The organism is Winogradskyella sp. ECml5-4 (assembly GCF_036903175.1).
GTDB lineage: Bacteria > Bacteroidota > Bacteroidia > Flavobacteriales > Flavobacteriaceae > Winogradskyella > Winogradskyella damuponensis.
In genome coordinates this window covers 1-21,026 of record NZ_JAYJLF010000004.1, presented here as the reverse complement: position 1 = coordinate 21,026, position 21,026 = coordinate 1, and the positions used below count along the sequence as shown (strand labels likewise).

20 protein-coding genes are annotated in these 21,026 nt (G+C 32.4%); 10 read left to right on the top strand and 10 right to left on the bottom strand.

The genetic code is table 11. The annotated features are described in order from the left end of the window. Positions 1–94 precede the first annotated feature (94 nt). From VDP25_RS04470 to VDP25_RS04440, 7 genes are all read left to right on the top strand, one after another. Positions 95–628: a DUF4199 domain-containing protein gene (locus tag VDP25_RS04470; protein WP_215925318.1), complete on the top strand. Its 534-nt coding sequence runs from the start codon at positions 95–97 to the stop codon at positions 626–628. A gap of 44 nt (positions 629–672) precedes the next feature. Continuing rightward, complete coding sequence (locus tag VDP25_RS04465) at positions 673–1,623, top strand: glycosyltransferase family 2 protein (protein ID WP_334467312.1); 951 nt, start codon at positions 673–675, stop codon at positions 1,621–1,623. Positions 1,624–1,707: 84 nt separating this feature from the next. Continuing rightward, positions 1,708–3,435 carry a phospho-sugar mutase gene (locus tag VDP25_RS04460; protein WP_334467310.1) on the top strand — a complete coding sequence of 576 codons (1,728 nt, stop codon included), beginning with the start codon at positions 1,708–1,710 and terminating at the stop codon, positions 3,433–3,435. Between the two features lie 3 nt (positions 3,436–3,438). After that, entirely contained in the window at positions 3,439–5,265 is a 1,827-nt protein-coding gene (locus VDP25_RS04455) for an ABC transporter ATP-binding protein (protein ID WP_334467308.1), read from the top strand. A 296-nt stretch (positions 5,266–5,561) separates the two neighbouring features. After that, a complete protein-coding gene (locus VDP25_RS04450; protein ID WP_215925322.1) occupies positions 5,562–6,104 on the top strand; it encodes an RNA polymerase sigma factor in 543 nt (180 codons plus the stop codon). Positions 6,105–6,194: 90 nt separating this feature from the next. Further along, a complete protein-coding gene (locus VDP25_RS04445) occupies positions 6,195–6,698 on the top strand; it encodes a hypothetical protein (protein ID WP_334467305.1) in 504 nt (167 codons plus the stop codon). An 8-nt stretch (positions 6,699–6,706) separates the two neighbouring features. Next, positions 6,707–7,150, top strand: coding sequence for a hypothetical protein (locus tag VDP25_RS04440; RefSeq protein WP_334467303.1), 444 nt, complete (start codon positions 6,707–6,709; stop codon positions 7,148–7,150). A gap of 39 nt (positions 7,151–7,189) precedes the next feature. On the opposite strand, the gene VDP25_RS04435 is transcribed toward VDP25_RS04440, so the two are convergent. The 10 genes from VDP25_RS04435 to VDP25_RS04390 all read right to left on the bottom strand — a co-directional run bounded on the left by VDP25_RS04435 (position 7,190) and on the right by VDP25_RS04390 (position 16,368). Further along, the gene (locus VDP25_RS04435; protein WP_334467302.1) at positions 7,190–8,275 is read right to left on the bottom strand and encodes a WD40/YVTN/BNR-like repeat-containing protein; all 1,086 of its coding nucleotides are present in this window, start codon (positions 8,273–8,275) and stop codon (positions 7,190–7,192) included. Positions 8,276–8,368: 93 nt separating this feature from the next. After that, on the bottom strand, positions 8,369–9,022 hold the full coding sequence (locus tag VDP25_RS04430; protein ID WP_334467300.1) for an SCO family protein: 654 nt from the start codon (positions 9,020–9,022) through the stop codon (positions 8,369–8,371). Continuing rightward, positions 9,009–9,536, bottom strand: coding sequence for a toxin-antitoxin system YwqK family antitoxin (locus VDP25_RS04425; protein WP_334467298.1), 528 nt, complete (start codon positions 9,534–9,536; stop codon positions 9,009–9,011). The genes VDP25_RS04430 and VDP25_RS04425 overlap by 14 nt, the downstream gene beginning before the upstream one ends. A 73-nt stretch (positions 9,537–9,609) precedes the next feature. Beyond that, complete coding sequence (locus VDP25_RS04420; protein ID WP_334467296.1) at positions 9,610–10,443, bottom strand: YHYH protein; 834 nt, start codon at positions 10,441–10,443, stop codon at positions 9,610–9,612. Positions 10,444–10,554: 111 nt separating this feature from the next. Next, positions 10,555–11,661, bottom strand: coding sequence for a YHYH protein (locus VDP25_RS04415; RefSeq protein WP_334467295.1), 1,107 nt, complete (start codon positions 11,659–11,661; stop codon positions 10,555–10,557). A gap of 172 nt (positions 11,662–11,833) precedes the next feature. Further along, positions 11,834–12,121, bottom strand: a complete 288-nt coding sequence (locus VDP25_RS04410; RefSeq protein ID WP_215925330.1) for an EF-hand domain-containing protein — start codon at positions 12,119–12,121, stop codon at positions 11,834–11,836. Between the two features lie 226 nt (positions 12,122–12,347). Then, complete coding sequence (locus VDP25_RS04405; RefSeq protein ID WP_334467290.1) at positions 12,348–14,663, bottom strand: CotH kinase family protein; 2,316 nt, start codon at positions 14,661–14,663, stop codon at positions 12,348–12,350. Positions 14,664–14,930: 267 nt separating this feature from the next. After that, positions 14,931–15,434, bottom strand: coding sequence for a hypothetical protein (locus tag VDP25_RS04400; protein WP_334467289.1), 504 nt, complete (start codon positions 15,432–15,434; stop codon positions 14,931–14,933). 2 nt (positions 15,435–15,436) lie between these two features. Continuing rightward, positions 15,437–15,751, bottom strand: coding sequence for a hypothetical protein (locus VDP25_RS04395; RefSeq protein ID WP_334467288.1), 315 nt, complete (start codon positions 15,749–15,751; stop codon positions 15,437–15,439). Between the two features lie 38 nt (positions 15,752–15,789). Beyond that, positions 15,790–16,368 (bottom strand): RNA polymerase sigma factor, encoded by a 579-nt coding sequence (locus VDP25_RS04390; RefSeq protein WP_334467287.1) that lies wholly within the window; start codon positions 16,366–16,368, stop codon positions 15,790–15,792. 189 nt (positions 16,369–16,557) lie between these two features. Here VDP25_RS04390 and VDP25_RS04385 point away from each other — a divergent pair, with 189 nt between their 5' ends. The 3 genes from VDP25_RS04385 to VDP25_RS04375 all read left to right on the top strand — a co-directional run bounded on the left by VDP25_RS04385 (position 16,558) and on the right by VDP25_RS04375 (position 20,915). Then, positions 16,558–17,769 (top strand): RsmB/NOP family class I SAM-dependent RNA methyltransferase, encoded by a 1,212-nt coding sequence (locus tag VDP25_RS04385; protein ID WP_334467285.1) that lies wholly within the window; start codon positions 16,558–16,560, stop codon positions 17,767–17,769. Positions 17,770–17,796: 27 nt separating this feature from the next. After that, complete coding sequence (locus VDP25_RS04380) at positions 17,797–19,623, top strand: endonuclease (RefSeq protein WP_334467284.1); 1,827 nt, start codon at positions 17,797–17,799, stop codon at positions 19,621–19,623. 203 nt (positions 19,624–19,826) lie between these two features. Then, complete coding sequence (locus tag VDP25_RS04375; RefSeq protein ID WP_334467282.1) at positions 19,827–20,915, top strand: endonuclease; 1,089 nt, start codon at positions 19,827–19,829, stop codon at positions 20,913–20,915. Positions 20,916–21,026 lie beyond the last annotated feature (111 nt).

The window sequence follows — 21,026 nt, the reverse complement described above, 5'->3', positions numbered from 1 at the left end:
ACAATCTTTTTAGTACTTTTTATTTCACAAATTTATGTAACATTTCCGTAACTTTGAGTACTAACTAGATAATTAACTAAAAAATCAACTAAAAATGGAAAAATCTTTAAAATCTTCAGCAACGTCATACGGGCTTTATTTAGCTTTAGTTCTATCCTCACTAACTATAATAGGATACGCTGTATATCTAGACTTATTTACCCAATGGTGGTTTGGAATTGGCCAAATGTTACTTGTTATTATTTTTGGTATTGTATCCTCTGTTAAAGCGAGAACACTTTCTGGAGGATTTATAAGTTTTAAAGAAGCTTTTACTGCCTTTTTTATAACTATTGCCATTGGTATAGTTATACCTGCTCTTATTGGTTTAGTTATCTTTAATTTTATTGATCCTGATGCCGCTACCTTATTACAAGACAAAATCGTAGAATCTCAATTATCTATGATGCAAAATTTTGGTGCACCTCAAGAAGCTATTGACGAAGCAATTAAACAAATGGAAGCACAAGGAAGCTTTTTCTCTATAAGCAATTCGTTAAAATCTATAGCATACCAACTTGTTGGCTTTAGTATTATAGGTTTAATTGTAGCTGCTGTAGTTAAAAAAAATGATCCTAATGCAGCTTAAAAATTTTCTCTATTTTTGAAGTCTAGAAATTAGACAACATCAATATGAATATATCAGTAGTTATACCACTACTTAACGAAGAAGAATCTTTAAAAGAATTACACGATTGGATAGTATCAGTGATGCTATCCAATCAGTTTTCTTATGAAATTCTATTTATAGACGATGGCAGTACTGATAGGTCTTGGCATATTATTTCAGAACTTGCAGAAATAAATCCTAGCGTTAAAGGGATAAGGTTTCTAAAAAACTTTGGAAAGTCTCAAGCTTTACATGCTGGTTTTGCAAAAGCTGAAGGAGATGTTGTTATTACGATGGATGCGGATTTGCAAGACAATCCAGAAGAAATCCCCGAACTTTACAAAATGATTACAGAAGACCATTTTGATTTGGTCTCTGGCTGGAAAAAGAAACGATACGATTCTTACTTATCTAAAAACTTACCCTCAAAACTTTTTAATTGGGCAGCGAGACGAACATCTGGTGTGATCTTAAATGATTTTAATTGCGGTTTAAAGGCTTATTCAAATCAAGTTGTTAAGCACATTGATGTTTATGGCGAAATGCACCGCTACATCCCTGTTTTAGCCAAAAATGCTGGTTTTACTGCGATAGGAGAAAAAGTAGTACAGCACCAAGCCCGTAAATATGGGCATACAAAATTTGGGATGAATCGTTTTATCAATGGTTTCCTTGATTTAATAACCATTTGGTTTATCTCTAGATTTGGAAAACGACCAATGCACCTCTTTGGAGCATTAGGAGTCATAATGTCTATTATTGGTTTTGGCTTTTCTCTTTATTTGGGATTAGACAAACTATTCTTTAATCCTACAGGTAGATTAATTACAGACAGGCCCCAATTTTATATTGCTTTATCTACCATGTTAATTGGAGTACAATTCTTCATTGCTGGCTTTTTAGGCGAACTTACTTTACGATCTAATCGCCAACAGCAACGTTATTTTATTAAAGAAAATTTGAATCTATCCTAGCGATTATAATTTATAGTCTTGTAAGTCCATTTCAAATTACGAATTGTTTATTTTTGTTATTGAATCCATTTTACTTATTTATAAATGATACATATTAAGCCAGAAATTTTAGAACGTGTAAACAGTTGGTTAACTCCAGCTTTTGATGAAGAATCGCAAAAACAAATCAAACACATGATTGCTTCTAACCCAAAAGATTTAGAAGAGAGTTTTTATAAAGATTTAGAATTTGGAACTGGTGGTATGCGAGGTATTATGGGACTTGGCACCAACAGAATAAACAAATATACTTTAGGAAAAAATACACAAGGGCTAAGTAATTACTTAAAAGAGTCCTTTCCTAATGAAGAACTAAGAGTCGCTATTGCTTACGATTGTAGACATAATAGCAACACTTTTGGCAAGTTGGTCGCAGATGTCTTTTCTGCAAATGGAATTAAAGTCTTTTTATTTGAAGACTTAAGACCAACACCAGAGTTATCATTCGCCTTAAAGCATTTAAACTGTCATTGTGGAATTGTATTAACAGCATCACACAATCCACCAGAATATAATGGTTACAAAGTGTATTGGCAAGATGGAGGTCAATTAGTGCCACCTCAAGATGCTGCAGTAATTAAAGAAATAAACCGATTAGATTATTCTGAAATTAAGTTTGAATCCAACTCTGAATTAATTCAATTTATAGGAAAAGACATTGATAACGTTTTTTTTGATGCCTCAGTGAGTAATGGTAGTTTTAATACACCTTCTGAAGCTAAAGAAGATTTAAATATTGTATTTACATCTTTACACGGAACGTCTATCACAGCAATACCTGAGACGCTCAAACGTGCTGGATATACTAATGTAAACATTGTTGAAGAACAACGTATACCAAATGGAGATTTCCCTACAGTTGTTTCTCCTAACCCTGAAGAACCAGAAGCCTTAAAAATGGCTATGGAATTAGCTAAAAAAGTAGATGGAGATATCGTTATTGGTACAGATCCGGATTGTGACCGTTTAGGTGTTGTCGTTAGAAACTTAGAAAATGAATTGGTGATTCTTAATGGAAACCAAACGATGGTTTTAATGACTAATTTTCTATTAAAACAATGGAAAAAAGAAGGAAAAATTAATGAAAATCAATTTATTGCCTCTACAATTGTATCTACACCTATGATGTCTGTTTTAGCAAATGCATATAATGTAGAATGTAAAATTGGACTTACAGGCTTTAAATGGATTGCTAAAATGATTAAAGATTTTCCTGAACTCGATTTTATTGGAGGTGGAGAAGAAAGTTTTGGGTTTATGGTTGGCGATTTCGTTAGAGATAAAGATGCTGTAACCTCTACTCTTTTGGCTTGCGAAATAGCTGCACAAGCTAAAGCCAATGGAAAAACAATGTATCAAGAATTAATTGATTTATATAAAGAACACGGTTTCTTTAAAGAACGGTTAGTTGCCTTAACTAAAAAAGGTATTGAAGGCGCACAAGAAATTAAACAAATGATGATTGATGCTAGAGAAAATCCTTTAAAAGAAATCAATGGAGAAAAAGTGGTCTTAATTGAAGACTATCAATTATCCATTTCTAAAAACCTTCAAACACAAGAAGAAACGACTATAGACATTCCAAAATCTAATGTTTTAATTTACTATACCGAAAATGGTAGTAAAATAGCACTAAGACCAAGTGGAACAGAACCAAAAATAAAATTCTATATCAGCGTAAATGCCGATCTTGACAATACGGCAGACTTTGCTTCAACGGAGCGGTTATTGGAAGATAGAATTGATGCTATCCTCAAGGATATGAATTTGTAATTAATGGACTATATAAAAAAATTATCACGGTTTATAATTCCGTATAAAAAATTTGGTTACCTCAACATTTTCTTCAATGTGCTCTATGCGCTTTTTAGCACATTAGCCATGGTGGCTTTAATGCCAATGATTAATGTTTTATTTGGTGAAACCGAAAGGTTAAACGTAAAGCCTGTCTATAATGGCATTAGAGAGATTAAACCTTATGCCGAAGATTATTTAAATTATTTTGTAACTACAACTAACGATAGTGAAGGTCCGCAACGCACCTTACTGTATATGATTATGCTAATCATTAGTTTGTTTTTACTTAAAAATATTTTTAATTATCTCGCTTTATTTTTTATTACTTTTCTTAGAAATGGAGTTTTAAAAGACTTGAGAGATTCCATTTACAATAAAGTACTAACCTTACCTATTTCTTATTATTCTGAAAAGAAAAAAGGAGATATTATAGCCCGAATTTCTGGTGATGTTAATGAAGTAAAAAATTCACTACTTGCCGTATTAGAACTTATAGTAAAAGAACCTCTTACCATTGTTTTTGCAATTGTGACCATGTTTACAATTTCAGTAAAACTAACCATTTTTGTATTTATTTTTATTCCCATAGCTGGATTAATTATTTCAAGAATAGGAAAAAGTTTGAAGAAAAAGTCTAGTCGCGTACAAACCGAACAAGGCGTATTTCTATCAACCTTAGAAGAAACCTTAAGTGGTCTAAAAGTGATAAAAGGCTTTAACTCAGAAGCACACTTTAATAAAAAGTTTCAGGACTCTACAACTCGTTTTTATAATTTTTCGAACAAATTACTGAATCGTCAAAATTTAGCATCGCCTGCAAGTGAGTTTTTAGGTATTGCCACAATAGCTGCACTACTATGGTATGGTGGCAGCATGGTATTAATAGAGAATAGCCTTTCTGGTGGTGCCTTTATAACTTATATGGCCTTAGCATACCAAATTTTAACTCCTGCCAAAGCTATTAGTAAGGCCAGTTATAAAGTAAAAGCAGGTAATGCAGCTGCCGACCGTGTTTTAGAAATTATTGAAACGCCTTCTGTACTTGAAGATAAGCCCAATGCTAAAGTTAAAACCAATTTTAATTCAGCACTACATTTAAATAATATCTCTTTTAAATACGAAGACGATTTAGTCCTCAAAAACTTTACGCTACAAGTCCCTAAAGGAAAAAGCGTTGCCTTAGTTGGGCAATCTGGAAGCGGGAAAAGTACTATTGCCAATTTAGTGACACGCTTTTACGATGTAAATGAAGGCAGCATTCAAATAGACGATGACAATATAAAAGATATTACAAAACACTCGTTAAGAAATTTAATGGGATTAGTAACTCAAGATTCCATCTTATTTAATGACAGTATTAAAAACAATATTCTTTTAGGCAAAGAAAATGCTACAGATGAAGAAATAATAGACGCTTTAAAAATTGCTAATGCTTGGGAGTTTGTTAAAGACTTACCTAAAGGCATAGAAACTAATATTGGAGATTCAGGAAACAAATTGTCTGGTGGACAAAAACAACGTTTAAGTATTGCAAGAGCTGTACTAAAAAATCCACCAATTATGATTTTAGATGAAGCCACCTCAGCTTTAGATACAGAAAGCGAACGCTTAGTTCAAGATGCTTTAGAAAACATGATGAAAAACAGAACCTCTATTGTTATTGCACACCGCTTATCTACAATCCAAAATGCAGATCAAATTGTGGTAATGCAAAAAGGTGAGATCGCAGAACAAGGCACTCATGCAGAACTGATTGCGAAAAATGGTGTTTACAGAAAACTTGTTGATATGCAAAGCTTTGAGTAAAACAAAACTTTCGTTTTAATACATAAAAAAGGATGCATAATTAAATGCATCCTTTTTCTTTTGTTACCAGATTTGGGGAACTGATAACGGTAAATAGGTTAAGCTAAGACAAACATATACTAAATAAATATACTACACAAGAAAAAAGTGTATTTTATCGTGTTTTTATGCTTTTTATCGAAAATATTAAACATAACAAACTGATAATCAACAAAAGCAAACTCCTTAAATTTTCACTATTAATTTACAATTAAACTTTTAGTAATTTAACGCGTCTAATATTTAAAGTAAATCATTTGATTAACGAATTAGAATTCATAAAACGTTTACAAAACCCAGAGTCTAAAGAGGCTGCTTTTAGGGAGTTATTGCAGCTTTATAAAGAACGTTTATATTGGCATATTAGAAAAATTGTGATTAATCATAATGATGCTGATGATGCACTGCAGAATACTTTTATAAAAATCTATCGTAGTATTGATAAATTTAAGGGAGACAGCATGTTGTTTTCTTGGATGTACAGAATTGCAACTAATGAATCTATTACACTCATTAATAAAAATGCTAAGCGACTACAGATTACAAACGAAGAGCATCAACAAAAGGCCATTAACAATTTGACAGCAGATGTTTATTTTGAAGGAGATGACATTCAACTAAAATTACAAAAAGCTATAGCTACGCTGCCTGAAAAGCAACAGTTGGTATTTAACATGAGGTATTTTGACGATTTAAAATATAAAGATATGGCTGAAATATTAGATACTAGTGAAGGAGCATTAAAAGCATCGTATCATATAGCAGCTAAAAAGATTGAAGCATTTTTAACTTCAGATTAAACCATTTTAGAAATTTGAAGTCTTATTACATAGAATACAGAATATAACGTCAGTTTCAAGAAAACAGATACTGAAGTAAGTTCAGCAAACATGAAAGAAGAACGCATCCATAACATTAAAGATTCGGGATTTAAAACGCCAGATCACTATTTTGAATCTTTAGACAATCAAATTTTTGAACGTCTAAATGAAAAAGAAATAATTAGTGGTTCTAAAACTCCTGGCTTTACTGTTCCAAATGATTATTTTAATTCGGTTGAAACTAAAATTTTAGAAGAGCTTAAAACAACAACTAAAAAACCAGTAATTACATTAAAATCTAGAAATACATTTTATTACATTGCAGGTATTGCTGCTAGTTTTGTATTACTTTTTAGCTTAGTATTTAATAAGGATCGTATTTCTTTTGAAAACATAGACACTGCACTCATTGAAAATTATTTGTATTATGAAGAATATACCAATGATGATTTTGCCTCTTTGTTTAAAACTAGCGATATTTCAGAAACCGATTTTATAGATATAAACATTTCAGAAGAAACACTAAATCAATATTTCGAAAACATAGAACCAGAAGACCTAATTTTTGAATAAAAAAGTTTATGAAAACAATACACACAATCATTCTTACATTATTTGTTTCTGCCAGCTTATTTGCGCAAAAACTAGATAGAGAAAAAATTAAAGCCCTAAAAATTGCTCATATTACAGAGCAATTAGACTTAACTAAAACTGAGGCACAGAAATTTTGGCCAATATATAATGCTAATGAAGATGCAGAAGACAAACTTAGAGAGCAATCTATGGAAAGGCGAAAAGAAAAAAGGCTTGAAGACCTTTCTGAAACTGAAGCCAAATCCCTATTATTAGATATGGAAAAAATGGAAAAACAAAAGGTAGCCATACACTCTAAAATGTTAAATGAATTGCTAGAAATTCTTCCTGCTAAAAAAATAATAAAATTGTATCAGGCAGAGCGATCCTTTAAACATAAAATGTTTGAAGAATATAAAAAACGCCATAGCAATGAAAAAGGTAATCGCTAATAAAAAAGACAAAAAGGAAACTTAAACAGTTTCCTTTTTTTATTCTCTAAAATTAAGTTTGCTTATTCTTCCCTTTCCTGCTGCATAAGCCACAGAATCATTTAAAAACCGAATGGTATAAAAGCCTTCATCACTTAAATGTGTCCAAGATTCTCCAGCATCATTACTATAATCAATACCTTTAAAACCAATAGCGACGAGTTCCTTTCCATCTGAGTTTGGAATGTATTGCACACAACTCCTATAACCAGGACCTCTTCCATTAGCCACAACTTGCCATGTTTTTCCTCCATCACTAGTTCTTATCTTATTGTTTAAAGTATCGTTTGGCTTGGTGTAATCTCCACCTATAGCGAATCCATTTTGTTCATCGTAAAAGTCTAAAGAATATATTCCTGTAGTTGCTGTACCTTGAATAATAGGAGTTTCAAATACCTCCCAAGTTCTCCCTTTGTTTGGTGAGTATAATATTCTGCTTGCTTTGCCACCTGTAGCAACCCAAGTGTGATCTCCTACAATAGAAATATTGGTATCACTTGCAGCAAAAGCTGCTTCTCCTTCTTTAGTCTTCGGTAAATCCTCACAAGATAGCTTTGTCCATGTATTTCCGCCATCTCTTGTGATGATGATGCTCATACAATCGTCTGTTGGATCACCAATGGCAATACCTTCATCATCGTTCCAGAAGTCCATGGCATCGTAGAAGGCTTTTTCATCTTCTTCCTCATATATCAATTTAGGATTTTTCGCTTTTCTAGATAGTTTATACAATCGTCCAGGATTAGCTATCGAGACAGCAAAAAGGTTTCCATTCACTTCTTCAATTGCTCTAAAATGAAGTGGCTTTTCATTATAATTAAGTATATACTTAAAGTGATTTTTTCCGGTATTTACATTTAGCTCATTAAGGTTAATCTTAAACTCAGAACTTAATGCATGTTTTCCTAAATGATCGGAACTTCCATATAACAAGTATTCATTATTAAAATCAATAGCTCTAACACTTAATGTAGAATCTTCTACTATTGGTTCTAAAATGACCTTAGAAAAAACTTCCGGTCTTATATATTCATCTTTACAAGAATTACAAAAAACGAAGCAAAGTAATAGCAATATAAATCTCATATTCAATAATTTTCCCTAAAAATAGAAAAGCTCTACGATATAATCGTAAAGCCTTTCAACAAATCAATCTTAATCAATCAAATCAAGGTCTTTTTATTTTTCGTTTTTTAAGGTTTTTACATCTGTTATTAATTGTTGAACAGCTGTTTTATTTAAACCATTATAAATTCCACGTATGTGTTTATCTTTATCTATTAGCACAAAATTTTCAGTATGCAAAAAGTCATCCTCTGTTTTTTCTTCACCTAAATTTTCTTCAACAAAATAAGATTTACGACCTAAGTCATAAATAGTTTTCCGTTCGCCTGTAACTAAATGCCATTTGGCACTTACAACATCTTTAGCCTCTGCATAATCTTTTAAAACTTGGATAGAATCTGTTTCTGGTGTTACAGAATGCGACAATAGTAAAACCTCATCATCATTAATAAATTCGTCTTGTAAAACCGACATATTTGCTGTCATTTTTGGACAAATACCAGGACAAGTTGTAAAGAAAAAATCTGTGATATAAATTTTGTCTTCAAAAGTTTTCTCAGTGACTTTTTTCCCGTCTTGGTTTACTAAACTAAAGCTTGGTATTTTATGAAAGTTTTTTAATTCTTCATCTCCTTTATACAGCCAATGTGGTGTAAAACTGGCTTCACTATAATAAGGAAGTGTAGCGACTCTACTTGTTTTTACTTTAGTTTCCTCCTTACAACTCAGCAGTATACATACTAAAAATAAAATACTATATTTTTTCATCTTGAACAATTTCTTCTTCTAGTTGGAAACACAAATTGGCACGTTTTAATCCGAAAATGCGTCCATTTTTGGCCTCGTAATTATTATAGATTTTTCCGTTACGTCTCCATGCTTTTTGCATGCCTTCTTCCTTACCATTAACAATGGTCATTTGTTTAAACTTTTCACCCGTAACATACCACTGTTTTTGAATACCGTTTGCTACTCCATCTATATAATGTGACTCTGATCTAAGGTTACCATTAAACCACCATGATTTTGAGACACCATCTAACTTTCCGTTTACATAATAGGCTTCAAAACTCAATAAACCATCTTCAAACCATTTTTTATAAACTCCTTCTCTTATTCCGTTAGTGTAATTAATGATTTCAGCTTTATTACCATTAAGATAATTTACAACTGAAGTCCCTGTAAAAGGCTTGCCTTTATAATAAACAAGCCCAACATTTTGATTCAATATTAATTGCGACTTAGCAACACTTCGTTCCTTTATCTCATCAACTTGAGCCATAGCTAGTACTTCATTTTTATGGCCTTCATTTTGACAATTAAAAAAGAATATTAAACTGAAAATTATACAGCTTTTATTGAATATTACTTGGAGTTCCTTGATAGTCACCTGGGAATAAAATATAGTATTGGTTTAAGTATAATTCGTTTTGAATATGATAATGATACTCGGCAGTTGTTGTATGCTGTGTTGTGCTTGTATGTCCGCCTGAAGCATCTAAATCTGTAGGATATGTTCCTGTTGAGTTACATTTTCTTCCATATAAGAAAAACCCATCTGCTATAATTCCTATTAAATCATCATCGTTATTTGACCATGCTTTGGGTTCTAAATGATAATGGTAGCTTTGTGGCCCAGTGTGCGCTGCAGTATAATCTAAAGATCCTACGGCATTATCTAGAGGAATATTTGGTCCTTCTTCATCATTATAGATTACAGCTCCTGAAACTGAAATACCAATAGCGCCTAATCCTGTTGCAGTAGAGCTACTGGCCAAAGTAGGACTTGCTGAAACTGTTAATGTATACGCCCCATTAAAATCATCAATATTTCCTGGTGCCATTTGATCATAAGAGGTTATTGTAGGCTCTACCCAAAGCGGATGATTAGAACTTGATACCGTAGTCATAGTATTACCTTCAGGACCTGTTATTGTTCTAGATGTTGTATTAGACCAATACGGAGAGGTATGATCTGGCAAGCCATTAGTTTGAATAACTACGTTATTTCCACTTAATGCTATTGTTGTATTATCTGTATTAAAATCGGCAAAGGCTGCATGAAGTTCTGTTACCTCTCCATCATCTCCACCATCGTCTGTTGATGTTGAACTATCATCTGAAGAACAAGCAATTGTAACAGCAAAAAGCATTAATATTAAGGCTAATAATTTGAATATATTTTTCATAATTTTAATTTTATTAGTGGTTTTGTATGATTTTTTTTTAGGTCGTTTATTATTTAGATGTGCTTATCTAAAAAAACTTGCGCTTTGTTTTAAAAATTAATTCCTAACCGCTTAAGGACGTTGTCTTTTTTCTTGGTTTACATTTTTTAATTCTTCAAGAGAGATAAAACCATCGTTGTTAGTATCTACCGTAGAGAATTCATTAACTAATGGTCCTTTTATTTCGTTTTTAGATAGTTTTCCGTCTTTGTTACTATCCATCTCAGCTATAATAGCTTTTGCGCTTGGTCTTTGACCTTGGTTTCTACCATCTCTATTTGGTGGTCCTTGGCGTTCTGATTGAGAAACTTCTCCCATTAAACAACGACTTACATAAGGAAACTCATTAGTTACTAGATACATGTATTGTCCGTTTATAGTAATTCCGTTACACTCGTCCAAATCTCCAGAGCCTTCTACATATTCAAAATCTGAAGTAAAGGTACCGTCGTGATGACCTCCAACAGAAATATCCATAGATTGATGCGGATTTTCATACGTACATTCTTCTCCTTCTCTATTTCCATCAAGGGCTTTATAACTTGGTTTATATTTACCACTTTTAGAGTAATACATTGGAAAGCCATCGTGTGCAAATCCAATATGAACTAAATCTTCTCCTGTATCAAAATTTTGGATAACAGACGTTGGCGTGCCATGGTAATGGTAAGCTCCTGTTGGTTGTACATGTGCATGGTTAAAATCCAACCCTAAATCGATAACATCTTGAAGAGCTTCAACACGATAATTCTCACCTGTTTCACACTCTACAACTTCTGCTGTTCCTGGTTCAAACTTTACTCCATTTAATGCTACTCCTGGCTCTCTAACCCATTCTGCTTTTCCTGTATATTGTGGGGCTATAGGAAAGGTATAGGTTCTGTTTTGTGCAGAAATTGTATTAGGATTTCCTTTTATTGGAAATGCGCCTGTTTTATGATTTGGTAATGCATTGGTTACCATAATACGTTGATTTGCTGTAAGTGTTACTTTTGTTTTGGTACCATAATTTTCGTCCTCTAAACTGTAAGCTCCAAAATAATCGTTAGCTACGCTTTCAGTTGCATGTGAGTGCTCACCTAAACCATCATGACTATGTTCACTAGTTCCTTTACAACTATTACAAATTAACAACACAGATAAAGCCATAATACCTATGCTTTTATTTAAATATTTCATTTTCTATGATTTAAATTTTATTTTTAGATGCGTTATTCTAATAAAACTTGTGCTAATCGGGCCTATTTTTGAAAAAAGCTCCGAAATTTCTCTCGAAGCCTTTAACCACTATCTACCAATCAAAATCAAAAATCTTAGGACTAACTCAAATTCTTGTTTCTATTTTTTAGCTTTACTTGTTTCTCTCTTTTCTTTTAGGCTTTGGTGCTTTTTTAAATTCTTCTTCTGTAATAAATCCATCTTCATCTGTATCTACTTTAGAAAAATTTTCTTTTAATGGGCCTTTTAATTCTTCTTTTGAAAGTTTACCATCTTCGTTTTTATCCATCTCTTTTAATAATTCACTAAATGTTGGTGGTGCTTTTCTTTCTTGCCTTCCTTGTGATTGTCCATAAGACATATTGGAAATAATCATAATTCCAAAGACCAGTACTGCTGTTTTAAATGTGTTGCTTTTCATTTTTTTAAATTTTAAGTTATATAAGTTTAGATGTGCTTATCCTTTTTAACTTGTGTGCATTCTTGTTAAAAAAAACACAAAACTTATAACCGTCATTATTAAAGCATAAACTCATCTATTAATTGTAAGCTTTATTAAAGACAAAAGCTCAAGACCATTATATTTCTTGAGCTTTTCTGTTTTTAAAACAATTTAAATAGATATGAATTACAAATCCTATAAGCTGTTATTTTTTTGCGATTTTTAAAATTGATGTTTTATTAACCACCACCATATATAGTCCCTTGGAAAAGGATGTAAAATCTAAAGTGATTGAATTTCTGTTTGTGTATTCATTTTTATGCAATTGCTGACCTTGTAGGTTATATACCTCAACCGACTCAATTGAAAAATTTGAATTCTCTATAGTTATATAATCTTTTGTTGGATTTGGAAAATATCTTAAGTGATTATTAAATGTAACCTCGTCAACCGAAAGAGACTCATTATTCATTCCAAATGTTGGTGCTTGAATCACAAAATCACCTGTTCCGTTTGGATTTCTAGCATAAGCCATATCTGTAGTTTGTTCTCCAAAGGTTATATTTTGTAAAACAGTGCCATCTGCATACGACAATATAGCTGTTTCACCACCTGAAGAGAATTTAAAATCGGCATGAAACTCTCCTTGTTCGGTATCCTTATCGCACCAAACAATTAAATAACTGTCAGCTGCTAAAGTTGTTCCTGATGGAAATTGATAAACTAAAGGATCCTCTGCATCATCAGATAAATATAGGTTATCCAAACTTAATGTCGTGTTTGTGGTATTGTATAGCTCTATCCAATCTTCATATTCGCCCGCATCATCAGTTTCACCTGTATCGTTTGAAGCTACGATTTCGTTGATTACCAAATCACCTACATTTAAGGTCGGGTAAGTAGCATCTACTGTATAAAATTCATATTCTGCTCTTGCTGGAGAAAAGGCACCTATATTACTATTTTCTGCATAGATGTAATATTGCATGTAAGCTTCATCTATTGTAATATCTGTACCATAAACACCATCTCCTGAAGCACCATCATTATGTGCGCCATCGTCAAACATTTCAACTTTTGTAAATGGGAGTGTTTCATCTGTTCTATATCCTAAAAATACATCATTTGTATCTGTAACATCTGCTGTAATTGTAATTACATCTCCAATTGTAGGTGTAGTTACCGAAGATCCTAAGTTAACTATAGTGGGTTGTGTATTTGTAAAATCTGATTGTGCCAATAAGTATGTACTTCTAGCATTCATTAAATTTGTAAGTCCAGAAGCTGTATTCATATCTACACTATAATCTGTATTTATATTACCTGTAAACTGAGCATCGGTATAGAACTTATTTGTATCTGCCATTACTGCTGCAGAGATTATAGCTTGATAATCATTAGCTAAAGTTAAGTAGTTTGAATTACTAATGTTTTCGGTTAAAATAGTTTTAAAATGTGCTAAATACATTCTCTTATATTTAGGTACTGCCAACAGTTTAGAAACTAATGGGAAATTAGCATCTGTATCGTGCAATAAATGATCTAACTGTGCCTTTTGTGTAGTTGAGTTTAAATTTCCTCCTGGACCACCTGGACCAGGACCTCCTCCACTTTCGCCTGTCATACCAAAAGTTCCAAAAGACATGTTTAGATCCCAAACCACAGGCTTAAACTGTCCGTTATTGTCTTTATATAAATAATAATTTTGCTTAAACTGACCGATATAACTGTCTAAATTCACCATAACATTGTCAAATGCTAGCATCCAAATAGCCATATCAACGTCTAACACAGATTCTATATTAGTGATGTCGTTATTTAAAATTTGAGTTAATTCTATTAAATCATTCCAATGAGCATCAGCAACTGTTGGATCATTGTCGTCATCTGATTTGATTTCATAAGCATCATCATAACTTGAGCTATTAGTTCCTAAATATTGTAAGTTTGGTAAGTTATTACTCTGAGGTCCTGCACCATCTGGAGGACTACAACTAAAAAAAGCATTGTCATTAGAATTGAAATGTTTATTCACAAATTTCTTTGAAACAGATTCTGTATTGGTGTATAAACCTATTAAATCCCCATTAACATACACATTTGCATAGTTGGCTTGAGGTGCATCCATATATTGATTTACAATATTATAAGCTACCGTTTCCCTTACAAAAGAAGGATCAAACATTACATTTGCCAATTTTATATCTGTATAACCTTGGTGGTCTTGATCTACATAAGTATCTAGCTCAATATGAAATGGGTTCTTTGTTTGGTTTGCACTATAAGAGCTATTTCCCTTATATTTTACACCAACCTGATTATAAACGGTTCCATTAATTGTTACAGAAGTGGCTTCTGTATAATTATTATCACCTGCTTTTTCGGCATCTAAAAGCGCATCCCAATTGCTTTGAGCAAATTGAATCTCTATAGTTTGAATAGTGTTTATGTCATACAAATCCTGCGAAAACGCATTTATTGATACTAACAAGCATACTAATTGAGTAATTGTTTTTTTCATTTGTTTAGTTTAAAATTATTAACGCAATAATTGTTTAGATGCCGTATTAAAAAAAAACTTGTGCTTTATGCTCTCTTTTTTTGAAAAAAGAAAAGCACTACTCATCTTCGAACTCGTTTTGTTGTTTAAAAGCTAACATTAGGATTTCACCTCTTAAATGTTTGCCTGTTATTGACCTACGTACTGATTTAAACGAGCGACCGTTTTTCTGAAATAAAACAAAAAAAAGACCCTCAATACTTGAAGGTCTTTTTAGTAGTTTTTTAATTACGAATTCCGTGGCGGAGGTCTGTGTCCCTTACCTTCTCCATGACGTGGTGGTCTCTGTCTTTGTTCGCCCTTACGTAAAGCATCCATTATTATTGTTTTAAACTTTTCTTTTTGTTTATCATTAGACAACTCTTGTATCATTTTAAAATGATAAAAAACTTCTTTGTCTTTTATTTTTTCTTTTTCGCTAATTAAAGATGAAATAGAATCAATTGTTGCTTCATTAATAGAGTCATCTGACAATTTACTAAAGAGTTCATCTTTTAAATCTTTAATTTCGTCTGATAAGCGCATCATCGTTTTATGATGGTCTTTACTATTGGCCTTGAACTCTGCTAACTGCGCTTTATTAAACCCCAATTCTTTTACAATAAAATCTCTATTTCCTTTAGGTTCATTTAACGTGTTACCATCACTTTTACTCATGTAATTAAATAGAAAAAATCCATTAACTACAATTAGAAAAGCAACTAAAATATATAATATGTTATTCTTCTTCATGATTATTTTAATAAAGTAGATTCAATAGTTGTAGATAAGCCATAAGACTCTGCAAAACTGCTCACATTTTTATCGTAAGTAGTTTCTTTTAAATTATTAAATGCCATCATATTTAAAACAACTACACAAACCAAAGTCGCTAACTGTAATTTTGGTGTAAACCATGAGTAGGTTGTTTCTTGAATATCTTCGGATGCCATACGAATTTTATGCATCACATTTTCCTTAAAAAAAGGAGACACTTTAACTTCTTGTATCGCTTCAATAGAATCGAAAGTGTCATTTACTTTTTTAGTCATATCAACATTAATTTTCATATTTTATATTTAGATGCAAAAGTTTAAAAAAACTTGCGCTACTGTTCATTTTTATAATAATTTTCTAATAATCCTTTTAAATTCTTTTTGGCTCTAAACATAACAGATTCAACCGATGATAAACTTCGCTTTGTAATCTCTGCAACTTCTTGGTAACTTTTACCGTCTATTTTATGCAGTGTAAAAACCACGGATTGGCTTTCTGGCAAACGACTAATTGCTTTAAACAATGTAGCAGTTAGCTCTTTGTTTTCTAATAAAATTCCAGGATGATTCATTTCAGTAAAATAATCTGTTTTATCCATTGGAATGGCATTTCCTGTTATAGACTGTAAAAAAGCGAAACGTTTTTTGGTGTTTTTCTTTCTAATAAATTCTAAACACTTGTTTGTTGTAATTCTATAAATCCAAGTCGATAATTTTGAATCTCCCTTAAACTTATCAATAGCATTATAGACCTCTACAAAAACGTCTTGAGCAATATCTTCTGCATCCTCTTTATTAGGCACAAAAGAGATACAGGTCGCGAAGACTTTTTGTTGAAAATCGTCCACAAGCCTACTGTAAGCTATTGTGCTTTTCTGTTTTAATTGCTCTATAAATTCAGTTTCTGTCAAAAAATTTTATTGCTTAATTATCTTTAGATACCATTTCTAACAAAAACTTGCGCTCTTTCTAATTATTTTTTTAAAAATAACACTTTTAAACAAAGCCTCATACTTTTAAACTTTTAACGTACCTTTGCTTGTTCTTTTTTGCAGACAAACCAAACTGCATATTGAGAGAAGAAAATTGAATCTTTTTTTATGAGACTACACAGAAATTTATGCTTTGCCGTAATTGACGGATTACACCTTATTTTTAATGAAGGTGAATATGCAGATAAAGTGATACAACAATTACTAAAACGCGATAAACGTTGGGGAAGCAGAGATAGAGGTTTTGTTGCAGAAACCGTTTATACCATTGTACGTTACCAAAGACTTTATGCCGAAATAGCAAATGTAAAAGCACCATACCACAGAGATGATTTGTGGAGAATGTTTGCTGTTTGGGCAACATTAAAAGGCATTAAATTACCAGATTGGAAATACTTTACAGATACTCCAACTCGAAAAATAAAAGGCCGTTTTGATGAGCTTTCTAAAATTAGAAAATATAAAGAATCTATTCCTGATTGGATAGATGAATTAGGAGTAAAGGAATTAGGTGAAGCTGAGTGGACCAAGGAAATTGCGAAACAAAATGAACAAGCAGATGTTATTCTTAGAGTAAATACATTAAAAACAACTAAAAAAGATTTACAACTTAAATTACAATCAGAAGATATTGAAACCGAGTTTTTACCTCAGCATCCTTCGGCTTTAAAATTAGTTGAACGTGCTAATGTATTTAAAACTGAAGCTTTTAAAAATGGCTGGTTTGAAGTTCAGGATGCTTCTTCACAATTAGTAGCCGATTATTTAGACGTAAAGCCTGGTATGAAGGTAGTAGATGTCTGTGCTGGTGCTGGCGGAAAAACTTTGCATTTAGCGTCTTTAATGGAAAATAAAGGTCAACTTATTGCTATGGATATTTACGAAAGTAAATTGAAAAAACTTAAAATTAGAGCACGTAGAAATGGAGTTCATAATATTGAAATGAAAGTTATCGATTCTACAAAGCCTATTAAAAAATTACATGGTAAGGCAGATCGCTTATTAATAGATGCTCCTTGTTCTGGTTTAGGTGTGTTAAGACGAAATCCAGATGCCAAATGGAAATTAGAACCTGAGTTTATAGAAAACATCAAACAAACACAACAAGACGTTTTAGAACAATACTCTAAAATGGTAAAACCTGGCGGAAAGATGGTCTATGCAACCTGTTCTGTTTTACCTTCAGAAAATCAAAAACAAGTTGAGACATTTTTAACAACAGATGCAGGCAAAGAATTTACGTTTATTAAAGACAAAAAAGTTTTAGCATACAAATCTGGTTTTGATGGGTTTTATATGGCACTTTTAGAAAAGAAATAACCCCAATTTTAAAAAGTAATATTAAGCATGAAACATATTTATATTATAATTATAGCATTATTTACTTTAAGCTTTAGTTTTGCTCAAATACCATCTAATTACTACGATAGTGCTAATGGCTTATCGGGTTTCGAATTAAAAACACAGCTCAAAAGTATTATATCTAACGGTCACACAGCTAGAACATACGACCAGCTTTATGACGGTTCTGGTGTTTCTGGTTCTAATGGCTATGTAGACACACACTCTGATGTCCCTGTATCTTCTGGAAACATTTATGAAAATGACGGAACGGTTCTAGATTTCTATTCTGAAAATCCAACAGGTGCAGATCCATACAATTTTACACATAATGTTGATGAAGGTGGTAATCAAAATTCAGAAGGAGATTGTTATAACAGAGAGCACTTAGTACCACAATCCTCTTTTAATAGTAATTACCCTATGCAAAGTGATATCCATCACGTAATTCCAACAGATTGTAGAGTTAATAACTATAGAGGCTCTTATCCTTTTGGAAATGTAGGATCTGCAAACCTTACATCTCAAAATGGTTCTAAAAGAGGTACAAGTGCAATGCCTGGCTATTCAGGTATAGTTTTTGAACCTATCGATGAGTTTAAAGGAGATATCGCTAGAGCCTTACTTTATTTTGCTACACGTTACGAAAGTACTGTTGATGGTTATACAAGTTTTGACATGTTTAACGGAACCGAAGACCAAGTATTTTTTCCTTGGGCAATTGAGGTTTTACTCGATTGGCACAACAATGTAGACCCTGTAGACCAAAGAGAACGTGATAGAAACAATGCAGCTTATGATTTTCAAGGCAATGCAAACCCTTTTGTAGATCATCCAGAATATGCCGACATGATATGGAACCCAACTCCAGATACTGAAGCACCAACAAACCCTACTAATTTAACAGCCTCTAATCCTACAGACAATAGTATTACTTTATCTTGGACAGCTTCTAGCGATAATATTGGAGTTATATCGTATGATATCTATATTGACGGAACGTTTGCCTTTAGCTCTGGTAATACCACAGCAGTAGCAACGGGTTTAATTGCTGCTACTAATTATTGTTTTACAGTTAAAGCTAAAGATGCTGCTAATAACGAATCTGGATTTAGTAATCAAGATTGTGAAACTACAACAGACGATGGTACTATTGGCGGATCAGATTGTTTAACTGAAACTTTCGAGAATTTAGATACCTCTATTGGATCTTATTCTACAGTTAGCTGGATAGGTGATGAAGGTGGAACCTGGACCGCTACAGATGCTAGAACAGATCAAGAAATTAATATGACTCCTGCTATTACTATTAAAGATGGTGTATTAACATTACCGACAACCTCTGGTGGAATTGGTGCGCTTACTGTAACAACAAAACGTGCCTTTAGTGGTTCTGATGGCACATTTAATCTCAATGTAAACGGAACATTCGTAGGTACAATTGCATACAGTGGTACTGAACAAACCATTACAATTCCTAATATTAATATAGAAAATAGTGTTTCTATTGTAATCGATGATAATAGTGCATCTGACAATAGAGTTATATTTGACGATTTAACTTACACCTGTTACACAGAATTAAGTACAGATGAATTTAATACAACAAAGGTTAAGATACATCCTAACCCAATTAAAAATAGTTTAACTGTAGATTTAAAATCTAATACAGATACAGACATCGAAATCTATGATATTCTTGGAAAACGCGTTTTTAAAAAGAATATATCTAAAACAAGCCATTTAAATCTTCAAGATTTAAAAACGGGGATTTATATTGTAAAAATCACGCAAGGGAACTCTACAGTAACAAAAAAACTTGTTAAGCAATAAAACACAAACTTTTAATATAAAAAGCAGCTTCTTTAGCTGCTTTTTTTGTTTAAAACAAACATTATCAAAACTTAAAGAAAGGCTTTCTATGGAGGTGTTAAAAAAACATATAATCTATAAAAATTTTTACCTTTGCAGAAGACTAAATACATAAATCTTCTTTCTACAGATTTCACTTGTCTCTATTAAAAAACCTATAATTAATGAAACATATACACACACTATTATTAGTATTTGTAACTTCAATTGCATTTGCACAATTAGTTCCTCCAACCGAATTAGAATCTTATTACAATAGCGTTGATTTTTCGGCTACAGGTATAGCCTTAAAAAATGATTTAATCGACGTTACCACAGATAATCACATCTATTATTTAAGCTATAGCGATATTTGGGATGCGTCTAGAATTACGGATGTAGATCCTAACAATCCTAACAATGTCATTTTACTTTACGGTTATAATGATACTGATGGTGACATAACAACTGACAGAACAAGAGGAAAGTATAATAACGGAGGTGGTGTTGGAGATTGGAATAGAGAACATGTGTATCCTAAATCTTTAGGAAACCCAAATTTAGGGACTTCTGGACCTGGCTCTGATGCTCAAATGTTAAGACCCACTGACGTTCAAAGAAACGGTCAACGCGGAAGCTTACGATTTACAGACAAAAACAATGGTGAATTCCTTAATGGAGAATCTGGTAACACCAACGGAGGTTGGTATCCTGGTGATGAATGGAAAGGTGACTGCGCTAGAATTATTATGTATATGTATATACGTTACGGTGATCGCTGTTTACCAACAGGTGTTGGCTTTGGAAGTAGCTCAGCGACACCTGATGATATGATTGATTTATTTTTAAGATGGAATGCCGAAGATCCTGTAGTTGAAGGCGGTATAGAAGATGTAAGAAATACCTATCACGGAAATCCAAATAACGAATTTTCACAAGGAAACAGAAACCCCTTTATAGACAACCCTTATTTAGCTACTGTAATTTGGGGAGGCCCTGAAGCTCAAAACAGATGGGAAAATCTTTCGGTTACAGAAGTCGAACAAGATCGCATTAAAATGTTCCCTAATCCTGCAAATGGTAATGAGGTTACTATTTTATCAAACCAAGACATTATTGCCGAAGTTTATGACATTTTAGGCAAAAAAGTCACAGTTCAAAACATCTCGTCAAACCAATCTAAATTAAATATATCTAACTTAACTAAAGGTGTTTATATCGTAAAGTTAAATTCTGAAGTCGGTACGCAGACAAAAAGATTAATCAAACAATAAGTATAACTATCATATAAAAAAAGCGACACAAAGTAATTATTTATTAGGAATGTTACGCTCTAGTAAATTTACCGTTTTACCTTACAGAATTGGGTCTGGTTTAACACAATA

Excerpts from the sequence above, each read along its gene's own strand:
- VDP25_RS04470 (WP_215925318.1), top strand. The coding sequence starts at position 95 with ATGGAAAAATCTTTAAAATCTTCAGCAACGTCATACGGGCTTTATTTA.
- VDP25_RS04465 (WP_334467312.1), top strand. The coding sequence starts at position 673 with ATGAATATATCAGTAGTTATACCACTACTTAACGAAGAAGAATCTTTA.
- VDP25_RS04460 (WP_334467310.1), top strand. The coding sequence starts at position 1,708 with ATGATACATATTAAGCCAGAAATTTTAGAACGTGTAAACAGTTGGTTA.
- VDP25_RS04455 (WP_334467308.1), top strand. The coding sequence starts at position 3,439 with ATGGACTATATAAAAAAATTATCACGGTTTATAATTCCGTATAAAAAA.
- VDP25_RS04445 (WP_334467305.1), top strand. The coding sequence starts at position 6,195 with ATGAAAGAAGAACGCATCCATAACATTAAAGATTCGGGATTTAAAACG.
- VDP25_RS04440 (WP_334467303.1), top strand. The coding sequence starts at position 6,707 with ATGAAAACAATACACACAATCATTCTTACATTATTTGTTTCTGCCAGC.
- VDP25_RS04435 (WP_334467302.1), bottom strand. The coding sequence starts at position 8,275 with ATGAGATTTATATTGCTATTACTTTGCTTCGTTTTTTGTAATTCTTGT.
- VDP25_RS04430 (WP_334467300.1), bottom strand. The coding sequence starts at position 9,022 with ATGAAAAAATATAGTATTTTATTTTTAGTATGTATACTGCTGAGTTGT.
- VDP25_RS04425 (WP_334467298.1), bottom strand. The coding sequence starts at position 9,536 with ATGGCTCAAGTTGATGAGATAAAGGAACGAAGTGTTGCTAAGTCGCAA.
- VDP25_RS04420 (WP_334467296.1), bottom strand. The coding sequence starts at position 10,443 with ATGAAAAATATATTCAAATTATTAGCCTTAATATTAATGCTTTTTGCT.
- VDP25_RS04415 (WP_334467295.1), bottom strand. The coding sequence starts at position 11,661 with ATGAAATATTTAAATAAAAGCATAGGTATTATGGCTTTATCTGTGTTG.
- VDP25_RS04410 (WP_215925330.1), bottom strand. The coding sequence starts at position 12,121 with ATGAAAAGCAACACATTTAAAACAGCAGTACTGGTCTTTGGAATTATG.
- VDP25_RS04405 (WP_334467290.1), bottom strand. The coding sequence starts at position 14,663 with ATGAAAAAAACAATTACTCAATTAGTATGCTTGTTAGTATCAATAAAT.
- VDP25_RS04400 (WP_334467289.1), bottom strand. The coding sequence starts at position 15,434 with ATGAAGAAGAATAACATATTATATATTTTAGTTGCTTTTCTAATTGTA.
- VDP25_RS04395 (WP_334467288.1), bottom strand. The coding sequence starts at position 15,751 with ATGAAAATTAATGTTGATATGACTAAAAAAGTAAATGACACTTTCGAT.
- VDP25_RS04385 (WP_334467285.1), top strand. The coding sequence starts at position 16,558 with ATGAGACTACACAGAAATTTATGCTTTGCCGTAATTGACGGATTACAC.
- VDP25_RS04380 (WP_334467284.1), top strand. The coding sequence starts at position 17,797 with ATGAAACATATTTATATTATAATTATAGCATTATTTACTTTAAGCTTT.
- VDP25_RS04375 (WP_334467282.1), top strand. The coding sequence starts at position 19,827 with ATGAAACATATACACACACTATTATTAGTATTTGTAACTTCAATTGCA.